Here is a 17,622-nt window from a genome sequence, read left to right as displayed (position 1 = left end):
TGGGTAATAGTAAACATTTTGGTCAATTTTTAACTAAAATTACTAAAATAACCGCTCCCTTAAAACAAAGGCGACAGAACCAGATCTATTATTTCACATTAATAATTATATTTTATATTGATTATGATAATAATATAAAACTTTCTTGAGTTACATTAATTGTTTTCATAGTTTTTTATTACCACTTAAAATAAGAAAATATATAATTTTTATGTAAAAGTTATAAAAGAAATAAAATACTACAAATCAGAAAAAAACAACTTTATAAAAGTATTATTTGATTCGGAATATGAGCCTAGCGTGTATTTACGCATGATTTTTCCTAGTACCCACTATTGGTCGATTGCTCCTTTTTGTTTTAACAATTCTACAACATCGATATAACCACGTTCTCTTGCATATGTTAAAGCAGTATTTCTATTGGTATCTTTTATATTTAGATCTGCGTTTTCATGTATCAACAACTTTGCAATATCTGGGCTACTACATATTATTGCATGTATCAAAGCAGTCTGGTTACTAATATCTTTTATATCCTTATTTGCTCCATTCTTTATCAATAATTCGACAACATCTCTTCTACCTTGCTTTGCTGCCTCCATCAAAATAGTCGTCTCCTTCCAATCGTATTGTTCATTAAGATCTTCCTTGTAGTGTATTAAACATTGAACATACTGTAGCATATCTATTGTAACATGGTAGCATGATTTTTTTTGATTTTTTTCCGTCGTTGATGTTGTACCGATTGAACTGCTACTCTCCCGTTCAGTTGTACTAGGCGTTATTGGGAAAGTACTACGTGCTTCTTCCGTTGATGAGTTATATGCTGGTGTAGTACCCATAGATATAGTACTACTCGCTTCCATTTCGGTGGATACCTCTGTTGTTGATGAACTATAAGCTGTGGATAGTTCGTATGGCGTGGTAGGCGTAAAAGTAGTACTACTATCCCATTCTGTTGCGTTGGAAACTCCTGGTATGGATGGACGAAAGGTTGTAGAGGAAAGGTATGGAGTTGTAGGTGTTAATCCAGTACTATTTTCGTGTTGTATACCAGATGGTTGACTATATGAAGGCCAAAAAGACCAAGTAGCGATTCCAGATGTTGTTAATAACCCAGCACAGAATCCACCTATTATATATTTTTTCTTGTGCTTGTTATAGCTCCTTGTTGCATTTCCTAGGGTAGGTCTACCCATTTTTTGTCTGATCTGTACACAAGAAGATATGGTGGATAAAATTAATAACCCAATCAATAGGCCTATTTTCTTATTCATCTTTTTCATAGAAATGATATTAAAATATGTAAAACTTATTACGGATAATCATATACGCCAAGAAGGATTATAAGAGTCATCTTGGATATAGGAAATTATTGTACGCTAAGCTTGTTTGTATTCTATATTATAAATAATATTTTAATCGTATGTCAATATAAAAATAATTTTAATAATTTTTACTGCCTTTCCGATAAATTGGAAAATTACTATAGAAATAATATTTTATCCATTAGGTTAAATCCAGTTTATATGCCAGATGATACTGTAAATTAATATATTTGATAATCAATAATATTATATAAAATAACCATAGTTGTATGACAATTAATATACCTTTACAAAGAACAGAAAAAATGCTTAGCGTACAATAATTCCCCATATCAAAGTTGACCCCTATCATGTCCAAGTATCTTTTGTACAGATGCCAACGATATTCCTTTTTGTAATGCCAACGTGGCAAAAGTATGACGCAAAACATGGGGAGTAACTTCTTGTGTTATTTTTGCTTTGTTAGCAATCTGTTTAATAATTTTTTGTACTTGCCTTATTCCAATAGGATTTGCTCTGTAGTAAGTCCACACAATTCGGATACTCTTAACCCTGTATCTAATAAAGTCCATACGATTAATTTTTCTTGAACAGTTTCACAAGCTTGAGAGAGCCGATCTGCTTCCTAAAATCGTAAAGGTTCCCTTACATATTGATACCCCATGCTATTCTATTTCGTTTAAGTTCGTAAAAGATTAAAATTTACGAATTTAATTCGTTATTTATGAAATCAGTAATTACTTTGTATGGATTACAATACAATAGATAATGAGTTATAAAAGATCATTCGATTTTTATACTCATTTTTTGATAGTTCGTGATATTAAATGGAACGTCTATCTTACACATGTAAAAAATCAATACGCTAAAGGAGAAATAAAACGGAAAAAAAATTTATAAAAATTTGTCCGATTTTTTCGGTCCACTATACATGTTTTTTTCAATAATTTAACTACTTTTTCATTATGATTTTTCCTAGCTAAATCAAGAGGCGTGTCATCATATCTGTTTTTTTCATTAACGAGAATATTTGGATGTTCCAATAACGCTTTGACCACTTCTGTACGACCATAATATGCTGCTATATGAAGGGGAGTAGATTTATTTTTCGTTTTTTCATTTACATTAATATTTTTATCTTCCAATAAGGCTTTTACCACTTCTGTATGACCATTTTTTGCTGCTAGATGAAGGGGAGTAAAGTTATATTTCGCTTTTTCGTTTGCATTAATTTCTTTGACTCCTAACAACACTTTTACCACTTCTGTATGACCATTTTGTGCTGCTAGATGAAGGGGAGTACAGTTATCTATCGTTTTTTCATTTACATTAATATTTTTATCTTCCAATAAGGCTTTTACCACTTCTGTATGACCATTTTGTGCTGCTAGATGAAGGGGAGTACAGTTATTTATCGCTTTTTCGTTGATTTTAATTTTTATATGTTCCAATAAGGCTTTTACCACTTCTGTATGACCATTTTGTGCTGCTAGATGAAGGGGAGTACAGTTATCTATCGTTTTTTCATTTACATTAATTCTTTTATCTTCCAATAACGCTTTGACCATTTCTGTATGACCACTATATGCTGCAATATGAAGGGGAGTACAGTTATCTATCGCTTTTTCATTTACATTAATATTTTTATCTTCCAATAACGCTTTGACCACTTCTGTATGACCCTCTTGTGCTGCTATATGAAGGGGAGTAAAGTTATCTGTCGCTTTTTCGTTTACCTTAACTTCATTGACCTCCAATAACGCTTTGACTACTTCTGTATGACCCTCTTGTGCTGCAATATAAAGGGGAGTACAACCATTTTCACATTTTAAATTCAGCTGAATACCTTTAGTGGCTAGTAATTTTTTTACCACTGCTATATAACCTTCTTTTGCCGCTATATATAGTGGCGTCTTACCATCTTTATCTTTCGAATTTACATCGACCTCAGGTTTATTGAGTAAAGCTTCTACTGCTTGTAGATCACCACTTTTAACTACTACATGTAGCCTAACATTCCTTTCTTTTGGTGATAAATATGAATCAGCATAACCATAGATAGGAAGTAAAAAAAATAAAAGCACTCTATATAGTAGTAGGGATATCTTATAAGAGTTAATATACGCGATATGTTTTTTATACATCTATACAAAAATATTTAATAGGGTGAGACGGGCTATGTCCATTTAACTGTCGTACGTTTATATTATAAAATTATCTTAATTAAAGAGCTGGAATAAGGTTGCTTAAGTGCTGGTACTAGATACTGTTTTACACGTTCCGCCCCCGGCCTTTTTCATCTTAAAAACTGAATAGTTCATTGAGCGTTAGATCCTGTGTTTGAGACGATAGTTAACAAGATGAATTAATTTAACATCAGTTCGGGATTAAAGTTATTTTAAATCAGTCATATATATGTTAGTTATAGAAGGTTGTTTCTATTTTAGTCCGTAAGATGTAATTCCAGCTATCAAATTGACAAGAAAATTAGATATGCTTCTATGTCTGGTATGTTCTATCTGGATAATATTTTTAAGCTGATCGATAATGGTTTCAATGATGGATCTCTTTCGAAGCATTAATTTATCCGGTTCTGTCGCATCTGTATTTAATTTTGTATAGTTCTCTCCTTTGTCTTCAAATTTGGATATTATGCGGCCATAAGTTTAGCAAAGTTATCAAAAGTAGATGCTTTTACTATTACCCGTAGATTATTGCCCTATTTTAAAGGATTTTGTTCTTCACCGGAGTTAATCTTGTTATTTGTCTACATGAAATGTCGTTTTTCTTTAAGCTATAGAGATATAGAAGAAATGATGCATATAAGAGGTGCAAAGATTGATCACTCTACCTTTCCCTTAAAGTAGATGCGAGAGAACCCTCTTAAAACCCTTTCCAGTTAATAATTGGCTTTAAATGTTGTAGTATTTTAACACTATTTTTCTGTAATTCCATGACTTCTGTTATATTTTTATAAGCAAAAGGACTTTCATCTATTGTTTTTGTCATTATAGGTGCAATGATACCTTGCATGACTTCTTTAAACTGATCTAGCTTGATATATTTTTGTGCTTGTTTACGAGACATTATTCTACCAGCTCCGTGTGAAGAACTACTTAAAAAATCATCATTACCTAGCCCTTCAACTAGAAAACAACCATCCTTCATATTAGCAGGTATTACGCCACGTTCTCCCTTATCTGAAGAAGTTGCTCCTTTTCTATGTAGAAATAGATCGCTCCCTACTTTAATACAATGGTTGTGATTTTTATTTGTCCACAAATTTTCTGTGGTATTGTATGAAATACCTGTTACTTTATGGATAGATTTTTCAACTTTTACCGCCATAGAGATTCTATTTAACAAAGCAAATTCCAAACAATATTGCTGAAAAAGCATATATTCATTACGTAAACTTTCATCTTCAATAGCAAATGTTTCTTCAAACCCTTTTTCCAATCCAGAAACAGCTTTCATAAAATAAGTAGCTATATGATGGCCAACACCTCTTGAACCACTGTGGATCACTAACCACGTTTCATTACCACTGATCAATATTTCAATAAAATGATTACCAGAACCTAAAGTACCTAAATTTGGTTTTGATTTATGATATACCTCATTCCATAAAGCTTGATAAGTTGTCAATTCCTTTAATCTCCTAATGGCTGTTTCCATTTCATCAACCAAATAAACTCGATCATTTTGTTTATTGTAGCGACCTGTCCCCATAGGTATGTCTCTATTGACTTGATTAAATAGTTGCTGAGCCTTTTCATGTATAATCTTTTGTTCATCTATGTGGTTGGCTATTTTAACAGCGATCATCCCACATCCTATATCATAGCCTACCCAAGAAGGTACAACTGATTTGTATGTTTTGATTACACTACCTATAGGTGCAACATATCCAGAATGTGCATCTGGCATCAAAGCAGCTTCTACGACAAAATCTTTGCTACAACAATTGTTGAATTGTTTGAGCGCCTCTTCTTCTATGTTTAAACCATAAACATTAATTTTTTTAGCCATGAAAATATTTAATATTATAATTTGAATAACTGTATTCGATTATTGGCTTAACCCAGGAATTTTTCTTTTTAAGTGTGTCAATATTTTTAAGTTATTTAATTCAGTATATCTCAATTCTCTATAGATATCTAAATAATAGACTTTATATTATCCTCCTTCTTTCTATATTTAATATAATAATACTTTAAGTGTTTTCTAATTACAGGTAATTTAAAGCACTTAAAGACAAAATTAAAAATCTATTCAATAGATGTTATTATTTCTTTTGGGCGATCTTTATAAGAAGAGCATCTTACGGTTATCCATATGTGATAGTGTTCTAATAACCTAAAATAAACACTTCTTAATACACCATATAAAATATAAAGTATAAATATATATGATATATATTTATAATAAAATTAGATTTATTAAGAATGGAACAAATTATGTCGAAAGTAGATTTAGCCTTTAAGAAAATATTTGGAGTAGAAGAAAATAAACATCTATTGATTTTTTTAATTAATTCTACGGTTTCAAGTGAAGATCAGGTAGTAGATGTTACGCTATTAAATCCCTATAACCCAAAAAATTTTAGAAGAGACAAACTTTCTATCCTAGATATTTAAGCCTTAAGTGAAACTGGTAAAAGGTTTAATATAGAGATCCAAATCACAGATGAAGCAGACTATGATAAACGTGCTTTATATTATTGGGCTAAGTTATATACTAGCCTGTAAATGATTTTGTGTAAGTGCTATTTTTTAAGAGAATCTTCCTTCAAGTTCTATAGCGAATCGATTCATATCGGCTCTTCAATCATGTAGAGCTATGGTCCACTTTTGTGATGCCTTTTGTATAGCTAAATATACCACTTTTAATCCAGATTGGTCATTTGTTTAGTCCCAGTAAGAAATAGTTTGGATTAGTATTAAAATATTCTGGATTTTTTTCCCAACAATCAAAAAACGATAGGATAGACTGATTCTAAGGGACGGTTTTGTCATATCTTAACATCTTCAATAATAGAATCTGTTATATGACTTAGTCATCCTTGAAGTATTATATAATTAATTGTTAATCAATTTAAAAACTATTAAAAATATGTTAAATTTTTATAGATAAATAACCAGTTTTTTAGTGGTATTGTATAAAAACCTTACAAAGTATAGACCAAATAAAATAAAATAAAATGGATAGTATCTCTTATAAAATCATATAAATATTTATTCGTATGATTTACAAATGTTTAGAATTAATGAACTGATTAACATTAACATATACTAAACAAGTATTTTATCAACAAAGAATATATAATGTATTGACATACAGAATAATTTATCGTTCAGTTAGTATATCGAACTTAATATAAGATAAATTTTATATAGTAATTTATTTTTTAAACTGATTATAAAATGAAATATTGATATAATTCAACTTTAATATAATACTTCAGGGCCGACTAATTATATACATGATTGAATTCTACTAGATTCGCACAAGGTCTATAGAATAGTTGGCCCTTACTATATGAAAAACAAATACATAGATTTATATTTGGGATTATTTCTTTTGATGCCAAAAGGTAAAAGTAAAATTTTTTTGTGTGGCCAGGTCTTATTTCCTACGTATAGTTGCTTTGGTACCATTTATAGTTAGTGGTTTATTTATTGTATCAAAAGCAACTGAATATTTCAATGGTGGGCTCTATTTTAGTAATCCCTATAGCAGTGGGTATAGCAGCTGGATGGTACCGAATAACTTTTTTTATAAAAACAAGTCATACATCATTTATAAAAAATGGAGCCACCCGCTTTTTTTGGATAAAAGCTATCCGTGGCTTTTCATGCCATCTTGTGCCCATATAGAAAAAGATAAGTCTTTGGGTATTGTGCATTACCAAGCAGAAGATTCAATTGTTTTCGATGCGAACAAGCGTATACTTTCTTTAATTGGCCCCAGTACGCTTACCTATGATTGTATGAAATTAAAAGCAAGTTTAGTCGCTTTGCACTTACATAGCAACACGATTCATGCACAAGGGACCAATGATCCATATAATACATTAACAGGAAATCCTATCTTTACCTATAATGAGGTAAAAAAAGATAAATATGGCAAAGAGGGTTCTACCCAAACGCGGACTTTTTTTATGGATAAGATGCGCTATAATATCGGTACTAAAAGGGCTTTAGTAACTACACTACTTACCAAACAAGATGCCTCTATTATAAAAAGCAAGCAGATAAAAAAAGAGGACGAATCAACCTTTTATGCTGAAGATATAGTTTATACAACTTGTGGACTAGCATATCCCCATTTTTACATACGTGCCAAACGGGCTAAAATGGTTCAAGATAAGCAAATTACTACTGGACCTTTTCGTTTTTACTTTGACCATGTGCCTACGTCATTGGGCTTTATTTTTGGTACCCTATTTCTCGAAGGAAAGCGGACACATGGTATTATTCCACCGGAAATAGGGGAGGGGGACAATGGATTTTACCTCCGTAATGGTGGATATTATATAAACTTCAATGATTATGCAGACATTTCTTTTTTAGGTAGCATTTATTCCAGTGGTATTGTAGAACTTAAAAATGCACTCCGTTATAAAAAAAGATATTTATGTAGTGGAGAGCTGGATTATGCAATAAACACAACGGAAACAGATAAGGGATGGTCTTTAAAATGGGAACATAAAACCCTTATACGTGCCTCTAGAAGCTTGAATACAAATGTGCACCTTCACAACAAATCTTCCAAAACAGTAGACGATGAGGATAAAAAAATTCCAAAAAAAATGGAAAATGAATCTGGTTTTAGTCTATCTTACCAAGACCGATTGGTAGGCTTTCCCTATGCATTAACGTTACAAGTAAAATACAAAAATGACCTTCGGTATAATTTTAAACATTGGACCTTGCCAGAGGGTAGCCTAAGTACAGATACTTGGTATCCATTTAGAACAGATCGCTCTAAAAGCAGCAACTATTGGTTCCATAATATTCAGTTAAAGCATAATATAAATTTTGAAACGCACTTTCAGAATGCTGAGCAATCGCCTACAGCATTTACCCATTCGTCCTGGTCATCGCGTGCGTCAGCTCACTCTGTTCCTGTAACCTGGCCATGGAACCATTATGTAGAAAATGGTATAAAACATACCATACCGGTTACCATGCCATGCAAAGTATTTGATTTTATCAATATAGAGCCGCATTTTACCTATAATGAAGTATGGTATTGGCTAAATAAGGATACAAAAGGACCTATACAGGTACCAGGATTTAATAGAATCTATACTTGCAATTTTGGTGCAGAAATAGGGACTATGCTATACTATACCCATTATTTTGAAAGCGCAACATGGATGCAAGGTTTTCGTATAAAGACAGAACCCAGTGTTGACTTTACTTATACACCTGATTTCTCTGAAAAATATTGCCAAGTAGTAGAAAATAAAAAAGAATATGCCTTTAAAGGATTACGGCCTTACATTAGTTTGCCTAATCGGGCTACCTCTATTCTAAAATTTAAGCTACACAATACAGTTGAGTTAAAAGTAAAAAAAGAAACAAATCCAGAAGAAAAACAAAAAAAACAAACCAGTCGTAAAATATATTTGTTAAAAAATTTAGATTTTAAGACAAAATATGATTTTGCAGAAAAAGAATTTCATCTCATAGATGGTATAGATATACACCTTGCTAGCGAAATAGAAGTAGGTAAAATAGGAAAGATTGGCTTTGATTTAACAACAAATTTTGACCCTTATCAATTTATTCAATCGTCAGAAATAAATCAAACCCGAGAAAAAAGAATAAACCAATTTGCATGGAACCATGGTCAGTATCTTGGCAAAGTGCAAGCAGCAAAATGCAAGATAAATATAGATTTTGCACATCATTCTAGTGAGGAGAAAAAGAAACCCAAGGAACTATTAAATGATCGTGATCAGTCAACTGATAAGCTTGAAAGAAGAAAGATAGATTTTGAATCGCCTTGGAATTTTGGGTGGGAGTTTAATTGGATTTATCAAAGCCCATGGTATAAGTATAAGAAGGATAAGTGGAACAAGACGTATCAAACATTATATCCGAATCAGGACGATAAAAAGAATACCAATACAGAAAAATATGTAACTTTTAACGGAAGTATTACCTTAGTTAAAAAGTGGAAAGTAACGTTATCCACTACCTATAACTTTACGAAAAGTAAGCTTGATCCATCTGCTACAGAAATTTCCATTCAAAGGGATTTACACTGCTGGCAACTTAGTTATAAATGGCATCCACTAGGCGAATCGGGTAAATATGATTTTTCTTTGGGGGTTAAAGCGAATATTTTAAAAGCATTGAAATTACCAAGAAAAAGAACGTATAATAAAGTAACTGATTTGGGCTAAATATTAGTGGGATGCAAATACTTTCATTGGCTCAAAAATTTTTTCAGCATTTTGTGTAGTGACGGCTGCTACTTCTGCTAAGGTTACTTGTTTGACCACTGCAAGCTTTTCGGCTATGTATGGTAAGTAGCTTGGCTCATTGGGTTTTCCTCGAAGAGGTGCTGGTGTTAAATAAGGGCTATCGGTTTCTAACACCAAATGGTTGAGATCTATAGCGGCCACTGTTGCCGCTAATCCACTTTTGGCCATGGTAAGTATGCCGCCAATCCCCAGCGCAAAACCTAGGGCTATACATTTTTCTGCTTCTTGTAGATTACCTGTAAAGCAGTGAATAACCCCTTTTAGGTTGCCATCTTGTTCTTTTTCGAGTAGTTGGATAACTTCCTTAAAAGCATTTCTACAGTGAATAGAGACAGGAAGATGATAGCGTTTGGCCAATGCAAGTTGAATCCTAAATGCTTCCTGTTGTGCTTCGAATAAGGTAGTATCATGGTATAGATCTATACCAATTTCACCGATTGCTATAAAACCACCTTTATCAAGCCATTCCTCGACTAAGTATAATGGTTTGGCAAAATCTTTTCTGATATAACAAGGATGGATTCCCATCATAGGTAAGCAAGGATATAATGCAGCCACATCCATCATCTTTGCTATGGTTGTTGTATCTATATTGGGCATATAAATTTTTTTAATAAAGTTTTTTTGTGCCCTTTCTAAAATCAGTGGCAATTCATTTTGAAGATCATATATATGTGCATGTGTGTCAATAAATTGCATAATCGATTAGTGGTTAGTGGTAATTTACTAATGTGCCCCTTTTGCCCAATTCGATCACTTCTATATGGTTGATATTTTTATTATTTATTTCAAAACGCAATAGGGTACGCATGTAGTGGGAGCCATGACGTCCAGCAGCACCAGGATTAAGATAAAGCAGTGGGGGATGCTTTACATCATGCATCACCCGCAAAATGTGTGAGTGGCCACCCACTAAAATATCAGGTTGTGTTTGGCTTAATTTAGTGCGTATTTCTGGCGTATATAAAGGTGGATGACCGGTTATATGCATAAGCCATACATGCAACTGTTCGCATTGAAATGATTGAAATACTGGATATTTTTGTCTTATTATGGAGTCATCAATATTACCATGCACTGCTCTAAAATGGTTAAACTGATCAAATGCAGTTAGCAATTTGGCATCGCCAATATCGCCTGCATGCCATACTTCATCGCATTTTTCAAAGTGATCAAAAATTTTAGGATCTATCCATCCGTGGGTATCTGAAAATATACCAATTTTCATGCCAGTATATAGAGCTATAAGATCAAAAAGGAAAACCTAAGGCATAACCACCCATTACAACGTATAAGTGACCCCTGCACCAATAGACTTAACCCTAAGGAAAGACAAATTGCGTCCAATCAATAGGTACCGCTTTTGCAACTTACGTAGAGCGGTATTTTCGTTTGAGCACTACCAGTATCAATGAACCAACCGTCAGTAATAAATTGGTGACAAGTAATGGCTTATCAGCAGTGAGTGCTCCATAAAGCGTCCAGCTAACCGAGGCAACGGTTAGGTTCAACAGCATCAACATGGAAACATCATCTACAGATTTTGTCTTGTATGACTGTATAATTTGTGGAAGGAGGGATATAACAGCTGTAAAAGAACCAATACATGCCACAACATCTAAGAAAGAAATAGAACAAAAGCGCATTGATACAATAGGAAAAGAATATTGGTACCAGGAGCGGGACTCGAACCCGCATGGCCAAAGGCCACAAGATTTTAAGTCTTGCGTGTATACCATTCCACCATCCTGGCAAGCTTGCATACCTGTGGCAATTCTTACAGTAAAATAACCGTGGCACCTGCTTTACCACTAGCTATAACCATAGCATATAATAAGTAAATTGTCTAGAAAGATACCATGAGCGAGAAACGGGACTCGAACCCGCGACCCCGACCTTGGCAAGGTCGTGCTCTACCAACTGAGCTATTCTCGCTTATAAGCTAGGACAATAGGTTGAATTTACTTAAAGATTCTTTTTTTTCAAAATAGTTATCACTTTTATAGCTAGTTATTAAATCTTTTAATCCTATTTTTGATTTCATTTAACTTTAATAAGGCTTCTACTGGAGTAAGAAGGTCAATATCCATACCATCTAAAAAAGCTTTCAAATCACTTAAAGTTTCATCTGGACCAAAAAGTTTTAGCTGGTATTGCTGCACATTTTCCACTTGTGTATGGATCTTGCCACCTACTTGTGATAGGTGGGCCAATACCTCTTTGGCTCTTTCCAAAATCATAGAGGGCATACCAGCCATTTGTGCTACATGGATACCAAAACTATGCTGACTACTTCCCGGTACCAGTTTATGTAAAAATAGAATTTTTTGCTCTATTTCTTGGACTGCTACATTAAAGTTTTTAACCCTAGGAAGTGACTTTGCCAATTCATTCAGTTCATGGTAATGGGTGGCAAAAAGCGTTTTAGCCTTATAACGTGGATGATGATGCAAATACTCTACCAATGCCCAGGCAATAGAAATACCATCGTAGGTACTAGTACCACGCCCTATCTCATCCATCAATACCAAACTACGATCACTAAGATTGTGCATAATGCTAGCGGTTTCGGTCATCTCCATCATAAAAGTAGACTCCCCTTGGGCCAAGTTATCCGATGCACCTACCCTTGTAAATATTTTATCTACCACCCCAATTTGTGCAGAAGCAGCTGGTACAAAAGAACCCATTTGTGCCATTAATACCGTTAGGGCAACTTGACGCAATAAAGCTGATTTACCAGCCATATTAGGCCCTGTAATCACTATGATTTGTTGTGATGAGGGGTCCAAATAAATATCATTAGGCGTATAGGCTTTGTCTATGGGTAAGCGTTGTTCAATAACAGGATGTCGATTGCCTTTCAGATGGAGCAAGGTTCCATCATCTACCATAGGCTTGCTATAATGGTATTCAGAAGCCTGTTTGGCAAACGAAAGATAACAATCCAATTCTGCAATATGCTTTGCATTTTCTTGAATTTGAGGAATATATTCTACGGCTTCTGCTACTAGCGCTTGATAGAGTTGTTGCTCTAGAAGTTGCGCCTCTTCACCTGCATGTAGAATTTGTGCTTCATACTGTTTTAGGGCTTCTGAGCTATACCGTTCTGCATGGGCTAAGGTTTGTTTGCGGATCCAATCCGTCGGCACTTTATTTTTATGCGCATTGGGTACTTCAAGGTAATAGCCAAATACACGGTTATACGCAACCTTTAAAGAAGGAATGTTGGTACGCTGGCTTTCCTTCTTCTGTAGTTCAACCAAGTAATCCTTACCCGTACGCATAATTTTATTTAAAGCATCCAATTGATCATTGACATGAGGTTGAATAAGGCCGCCTTGATGGGTAAGTAGGGGAGGCTGCTCTTGTAGTGTTTCGTCGATACGGTCCACCAAAGTATGACACCCATGCAGCTGTGCATTCATTTTTTGTAGCAAAGGAAATGGAATGCTTTGCAACGCTGTTTGTATGGATTGCACTTGCTGCAATGCCCTTTTTAAGGCTACCATCTCCCGTGGATTCACCCTGCCAACTGCTACTTTGGAAATAAGCCGTTCTAAGTCACCTATTTGTTTCAAATGGTTAACTAGTAAAGTGGCTAATGGCGCATCTTCCACCAAATATTCTACTATAGCGAGCCGCTCTTGAATCACAACCACCTCCTTAAGCGGAAACAACAACCATTTTTTAAGCAATCGTGCCCCCATAGGGGTAACTGTTCTATCTAATATTTCAATCAGTGCTGTTCCGCCTACTTGCTGAGGAACTAGCAGCTCTAAAGCTCTAACGGTAAATGGATCCAACCAAACATACTGATGGGCCTCTAGTCGGACCATTGAACGAATGTGTTTGATTGCTTTATGTTCCGTTTCTGATAAATAATGTAAAATAACACCTGCTGCTACAATACCTGCAGGATAATCTGAGATGCCAAAACCTTTTAAAGAATGGGTTCCAAAATGGTCGTTCAACAAACCATACGCATAATCAAATTGAAAAATCCAATCTTCCAATCCATACGTATGAAAAAAATCTTGCGTAAAATCATTCCATAAAGTTTGCTGTTTTTTGTTAAAAACAATTTCAGATGGTGCCAAATGATGCAATATTTTTTGCATGTAATCAGTCGTACCTTCTGTGACAAAGAATTCTCCAGTAGAAAGATCTAAAAAAGCCATCCCTAGCAATGTTTTGTCAAAAAAAATGGATGCTACGTAATTATTGGCTCTTGTATCTAAAACCGCTTCACTAAAAGAAAGACCAGGCGTAACTAGTTCAGTCACGCCTCTTTGTACAATACCTTTAGCCTGTTTGGCATCTTCTAACTGATCACAAATGGCTACACGATAACCTGCTTTTACCAATTTAGGTAGATAAATATCTAAAGCATGATGGGGGAATCCTGCTAACGCCACACTAGCAGCTGATCCATTAGACCGCTTCGTAAGCGCAATATCTAGCACCTTACTGGCTTTAACCGCATCTTCCAAAAAGGTTTCATAAAAATCACCCACTCGAAAGAGCAACAATGCGCCGGGATACTTTTCTTTAATCGCCCAATACTGCCGCATTAATGGCGTTGAATCAACCGATTTTGACATAACAATAAAATTATACCATCTAAATATATTAAGGATCTTAAATTAAGTAATTTGGTCTAAATCGATGCCCCTACAAACCAAATTTACGATAATCATCTGTTTTAAAATGGTAAAATACGAGATGGTATCTAGTTTTTTACCATTTGATTGCTTATAATAAAACAGGTAATCCTTTTAGAAAAAAGTAAAAGTTTTCCTATAAGCGATACCGTATAGTTACCAAAAGGACTATTTTTTTCTAAAATTCAGTTTTAGTTTTTAAAGAAAACATATAATATTATGAATAATGAACCAAAAAAACAGATAAAGAAGCTTAATTTAAATACCAAACAGTCTTGTTTTTTTGCAAAAAGCATTGCGGTTCTATCGCTATCGTTTGTCTTGCAAGGTAGAAGCTGTCAGTCAGGTAGTGGCATACAGGACAGAATCGTAAAAACAACAACGAACAAGGAGTTTTGTGATGAAATAGGAAACAAAAAAGATATTAGTATACCAGATAGAGAAACAGGTAAGAACTGGCTCTACACTGCAGTAAGTTACAATCAGCTTGAAAAAGTAAAGCATATCTTAAAGCGTATAGATGAAGATATTGCATCTAGTTTTGAATATAAGAATAAAGATTTTGCGAATATATATCATAAAAAGAGCAACAAAACTGCACTGGGTATAGCTATAGAAAAAGGTTATACAGAAATCGTTAAGCAGCTGGTTGCCAATAAGCACATTGATATCAATAAAGCAAAAAAAGGCTCAACTCCACTTTTGGAAGCACTCTTGCATAAAAAGGAAGCAATAGCTGCCATTTTATTAAATTACTCTAAAACAGATATCTGTACCAAAGATGCAACTTCAGATTCTTCCCCATTACATTTGGCGATTGAACAAAAATACCAAGATATAGCTTTATCACTCATTAATAAGCTCGATCAGCAAGGTTTAAAAGAAAAAAATAAGCAATATGAGACACCACTTCATCTGGTAATAGAACATAATCTTGACCATTTAGTAAAATTGCTGGTAAACCGACTTTCTGCTGTAGCAGATTTATGTGCGCAGGATAAAAAGGGAAGAACGCCACTACATATGGCGGTGCGTGATAACCATACAGATGTATTTCAAGTAGTCTTTCATAGAATAGAGCATTTGTGTAACGATAAAAGTACATCCATTAGTAAACTTTTTGAGAAAGATAAAGAAGGGCGTTCTGTATTCGCCCGTGCTTGTTTGCCAAAACATACTACACAAAGATGGGTTGGTATTTTTGAAAATAATGTAAAGATGTTCGAATCTATCTTGTCCACTGTAGAGAATAATTTGGCTACAACGGATTGGGAATCTATTGCTAATGAAATTAATGGCTTATGGAAAAAAGGGACCATCAAAGAGGAATACAAGGATAAATTGCTAAAAATAGTGGATCGATATAGGTCTGCACAAAACATAGCAATAGGTGTATAAAATCATACAGAAAAACAAGCCTTTATAGTCGGCTCTGTCCATTTAACCATAGGCGTCAAGTTAAGGATATAGTACTGATATTAAATGATTTTAATTACCATAAAAATATTTATATGGGTCTGTTTTTGGAATATAGGTGTTTGAATTTAAAGATATGATTTTTATAAGAAAAGCACAAGATAAAATTTTATCAATTTTTTATATGGTATAAGGATAAAAAAAGTTAAAGTAGTACAGTTGATTATCTTCAATGATTAATCAAGTAAGCTTATACTATGCATAAGTATAACATTATCGGGTAATATTTAAAAGAATTTTTTTTAGTAAAGAACAGCTAAATGAATGTATGCCGCACTATTAAGGTTTATCAAGGAATAGGAACTTACAGGTTCTGTCTTTTATTAAACAATTAGTATTGGTATAGTGGGAGGTACGGGATTTGAGCTTTAGAAACATGTGTAGATTTGTTGCATGAAGATCATGTAAATTTCAATCAAGGTTTAAGTTATCTAAAATTCATCAATTGCTGTTACTGGTTCACTGCAAGTAATGTATATTGAGAATGTTTACGATATTCTAAAGCAGATTGCGATTGATTGTACATTTTTGGAAACAATTATAGTGTAAGGCTGCTTGATAGTAGTCAAGGATAGGCCTTAGCCATTATACAGTATGGAAAGTATTTTATAAAGGATGGGATCTAGTTAATAAGGGACGACCTAATAGGCTAAAATTTCTTTAATTACAGGTACTATTTGGACTATCTAATCAAGAGTAGATAGGTTAGAGTAACTGAGGTATGTAGGTCAGATAGACGAACTATTTTGGGAAGATATAAAAAGGTAATGATCTATATTAGCCGACTTAGGATATTTTGTTCTAATTTAGTTTAAAGCAAATTTAATAGAAACAGGTGCTTACTTTATCAGGCCGCTTATGAACTCCGACAGCTAATATAAGTAATGATGACAAATGAATCAAGATGATAGATTTAATTAACCTTGTTAGCAATCAAAAGATTTTCTTAGAAAAGAGGTTCTATGCTAGGAAAGGATTTAGCTCCGGTTAGAATGAATCTGCATAAATTAAACAGGGTGACACAAACTCATCAAAAGGAGAAGAAAGTAATATGTTAGCTAAGAGTCGTGGATATCCTATGTCCCAAAGAACAACGATTACTTGATTGGACAATAATGGATTAACCAATATTCAGTTAGTAAGATAGCTAGTGAATATAAAGGTCTATTTTATGAGTTAGATGGGCAAATTTGAGCTGTTTTTAAGCTTATTAGTAGAAGCATGTTAGGCTATGAGAAGTGAATTACAAGGTAAATAAACTCTGCGCAAGAATATTATGTGAATTATTGCAAATTCTGTGTAATTAACTTATTTTTTCATGGCATAGTAGCTGTAAACTGGAACTGATAGAGAAGTTAGTTATTAACTAAAGCGTTAATTGAACTCAAAAAAAGGAGCAAAGAACTATATTGGGATCGGTAATTAAAGGTTTAGATGATTTAACATATATTTTTTTTTAAATTATTCTTAAACTGGTCCAATATTTTGCCTGAAAGAGCAGTATATAAAAAAGAACTATAAACTCTAATATGATAAAAATTAGCTATATAATTCCTTAACTTGACCCTATGGTCCATTTTAACTGTGTAAAATTTTTTATGTTTTTAAATTCTATTTTCGAATTTAATTAAAAAAATGTGCTTAGCTGCACTCC

The 17,622-nt window shown here is 33.6% G+C and carries 10 protein-coding genes, 2 tRNA genes and 3 pseudogenes; 4 read left to right on the top strand and 11 right to left on the bottom strand.

Annotated features, from left to right (window positions below; all coding sequences use genetic code 11):
* Positions 1 to 332: 332 nt before the first annotated feature.
* The 4 genes and pseudogenes from ACRRVD_RS01225 to ACRRVD_RS01210 form a co-directional block, all read right to left on the bottom strand.
* Positions 333 to 1,286: an ankyrin repeat domain-containing protein gene (locus ACRRVD_RS01225; RefSeq protein ID WP_432461357.1), complete on the bottom strand. Its 954-nt coding sequence runs from the start codon at positions 1,284 to 1,286 to the stop codon at positions 333 to 335.
* 374 nt (positions 1,287 to 1,660) lie between these two features.
* Complete coding sequence (locus ACRRVD_RS01220) at positions 1,661 to 1,900, bottom strand: tyrosine-type recombinase/integrase (RefSeq protein WP_432461356.1); 240 nt, start codon at positions 1,898 to 1,900, stop codon at positions 1,661 to 1,663.
* Positions 1,901 to 2,185: 285 nt separating this feature from the next.
* Positions 2,186 to 3,412 carry an ankyrin repeat domain-containing protein gene (locus tag ACRRVD_RS01215; RefSeq protein WP_432461355.1) on the bottom strand — a complete coding sequence of 409 codons (1,227 nt, stop codon included), beginning with the start codon at positions 3,410 to 3,412 and terminating at the stop codon, positions 2,186 to 2,188.
* A 292-nt stretch (positions 3,413 to 3,704) separates the two neighbouring features.
* Positions 3,705 to 3,916 (bottom strand): annotated as a pseudogene (locus ACRRVD_RS01210) (transposase); the annotation flags it as partial.
* A 72-nt stretch (positions 3,917 to 3,988) separates the two neighbouring features.
* On the opposite strand from ACRRVD_RS01210, the pseudogene ACRRVD_RS01205 reads away from it, so the two are divergent.
* A pseudogene (locus ACRRVD_RS01205) lies at positions 3,989 to 4,180 on the top strand (hypothetical protein); the annotation flags it as partial.
* Positions 4,181 to 4,211: 31 nt separating this feature from the next.
* Here ACRRVD_RS01205 and ACRRVD_RS01200 read toward each other — a convergent pair.
* Positions 4,212 to 5,360 (bottom strand): RtcB family protein, encoded by a 1,149-nt coding sequence (locus tag ACRRVD_RS01200; protein WP_432461354.1) that lies wholly within the window; start codon positions 5,358 to 5,360, stop codon positions 4,212 to 4,214.
* 416 nt (positions 5,361 to 5,776) lie between these two features.
* On the opposite strand from ACRRVD_RS01200, the pseudogene ACRRVD_RS01195 reads away from it, so the two are divergent.
* Together ACRRVD_RS01195 and ACRRVD_RS01190 are read left to right on the top strand one after the other, a co-directional pair.
* Positions 5,777 to 6,070, top strand: a pseudogene (locus ACRRVD_RS01195) (Rpn family recombination-promoting nuclease/putative transposase); the annotation flags it as partial.
* Positions 6,071 to 6,978: 908 nt separating this feature from the next.
* Complete coding sequence (locus ACRRVD_RS01190; RefSeq protein WP_432461353.1) at positions 6,979 to 9,747, top strand: putative LPS assembly protein LptD; 2,769 nt, start codon at positions 6,979 to 6,981, stop codon at positions 9,745 to 9,747.
* Between the two features lie 3 nt (positions 9,748 to 9,750).
* Here the strand turns inward: ACRRVD_RS01190 and ACRRVD_RS01185 are convergent, their stop codons facing one another.
* The 6 genes from ACRRVD_RS01185 to mutS form a co-directional block, all read right to left on the bottom strand.
* Positions 9,751 to 10,527, bottom strand: coding sequence for a TatD family hydrolase (locus tag ACRRVD_RS01185; RefSeq protein ID WP_432461352.1), 777 nt, complete (start codon positions 10,525 to 10,527; stop codon positions 9,751 to 9,753).
* A gap of 13 nt (positions 10,528 to 10,540) precedes the next feature.
* Positions 10,541 to 11,056 (bottom strand): metallophosphoesterase family protein, encoded by a 516-nt coding sequence (locus ACRRVD_RS01180; protein WP_432461351.1) that lies wholly within the window; start codon positions 11,054 to 11,056, stop codon positions 10,541 to 10,543.
* 142 nt (positions 11,057 to 11,198) lie between these two features.
* Positions 11,199 to 11,441 carry a SemiSWEET family sugar transporter gene (locus ACRRVD_RS01175; protein ID WP_432461350.1) on the bottom strand — a complete coding sequence of 81 codons (243 nt, stop codon included), beginning with the start codon at positions 11,439 to 11,441 and terminating at the stop codon, positions 11,199 to 11,201.
* 55 nt (positions 11,442 to 11,496) lie between these two features.
* Positions 11,497 to 11,581: transfer RNA gene (locus tag ACRRVD_RS01170), tRNA-Leu, on the bottom strand.
* A 109-nt stretch (positions 11,582 to 11,690) separates the two neighbouring features.
* Positions 11,691 to 11,763 (bottom strand) — tRNA-Gly (locus ACRRVD_RS01165).
* Between the two features lie 71 nt (positions 11,764 to 11,834).
* On the bottom strand, positions 11,835 to 14,432 hold the full coding sequence (gene mutS / locus ACRRVD_RS01160) for a DNA mismatch repair protein MutS (RefSeq protein ID WP_432461349.1): 2,598 nt from the start codon (positions 14,430 to 14,432) through the stop codon (positions 11,835 to 11,837).
* A 279-nt stretch (positions 14,433 to 14,711) separates the two neighbouring features.
* Here mutS and ACRRVD_RS01155 point away from each other — a divergent pair, with 279 nt between their 5' ends.
* On the top strand, positions 14,712 to 15,890 hold the full coding sequence (locus ACRRVD_RS01155) for an ankyrin repeat domain-containing protein (RefSeq protein WP_432461348.1): 1,179 nt from the start codon (positions 14,712 to 14,714) through the stop codon (positions 15,888 to 15,890).
* Positions 15,891 to 17,622 lie beyond the last annotated feature (1,732 nt).

The organism is Candidatus Cardinium hertigii (genome assembly GCF_050864915.1).
GTDB classification, from domain to species: domain Bacteria; phylum Bacteroidota; class Bacteroidia; order Cytophagales; family Amoebophilaceae; genus Cardinium; species Cardinium hertigii_D.
The sequence above is the reverse complement of the archived record's forward strand: the minus strand, read 5'-3'. Positions and strand labels throughout refer to the sequence as shown.